This is a genomic window from Streptomyces sp. S3(2020) (genome assembly GCF_013044505.1).
Lineage (GTDB): Bacteria > Actinomycetota > Actinomycetes > Streptomycetales > Streptomycetaceae > Streptomyces.
In genome coordinates, this window is the sequence record NZ_JABERD010000539.1 from 1 (window position 1) to 936 (window position 936).

The window sequence follows — 936 nt, forward strand, 5'->3', positions numbered from 1 at the left end:
AGCGCCGTACGACATCGTCCACGCCCAGGAGGACTTCAACTACCACGCCTACCTCTACGCCGCCGACACCGCACACCCCTACCGCACCGCCACCAGCGGCGGCGCCGGCATCGGCAGCGGCCTCAACACACTCTCGAAGATCGCCTACGACGAGGACGACTTCGAGCGGGTGGGGTGGAACACCTGCACCTACGGCTCGGGCGACTGCCTCACCCCCAAGGGCTTCACCTTCATGCGCGAGCGCCTCTCCGAGGGCGTGTACGTCGACTTCTACAACCTGCACACCAACGCCGGCACCAACGCCGACGACCTCGCCGCACGCGCCGACAACCTCAGCCAGCTCACCGACTTCATCGCCACCCACTCCGCGGGCAACGCGGTCGTGGTCATGGGCGACACCAACACCCGCTACACCCGCACCGGTGACACCATCGCCGAGTTCGCCGCCGCCAACGGCCTCACCGACGCCTGGGTCAAGCTGATCCGCGGCGGCAGCGCGCCCGCCAAGGGCAGCGACGCCCTGGTCTGCGACCAGACCGGGACCACCGTGCCCAACACCTGCGAGGTCGTCGACAAGATCCTCTACCGGGGCAGCAAGCTGGTCTCCCTGAACGCCACCTCGTACAACAACGAGCACTCCAAGTTCCTCACCGACGACGGCCTGATGCTCTCCGACCACGACCCGCTCACCGCGAGCTTCACCTGGTCACGCAACACCGCCTTCCAGCTCAGCGACCAGTTCGGCGGCCCGCACGGCGACTACTACAACGACATCGACAGCGTGCCCGCCGCCGCCCGCGCCACCACCATCGCCCTGCGCGCCGGCTCCCGCGTGGACCAGATGAGCGTGACCCTGTCCAACGGCACCACGCTCACCCACGGCGGCACCGGCGGCACCGCCTCCTCCCTGACCCTGGCCAGCGGCGAGTACGTCAC

The 936-nt window shown here is 68.7% G+C and carries 1 protein-coding gene; it reads left to right on the top strand.

The window, feature by feature from the left end:
* On the top strand, positions 1–936 hold a 936-nt coding region (locus HLK59_RS50200; RefSeq protein WP_171148357.1), incomplete at both ends, for an endonuclease.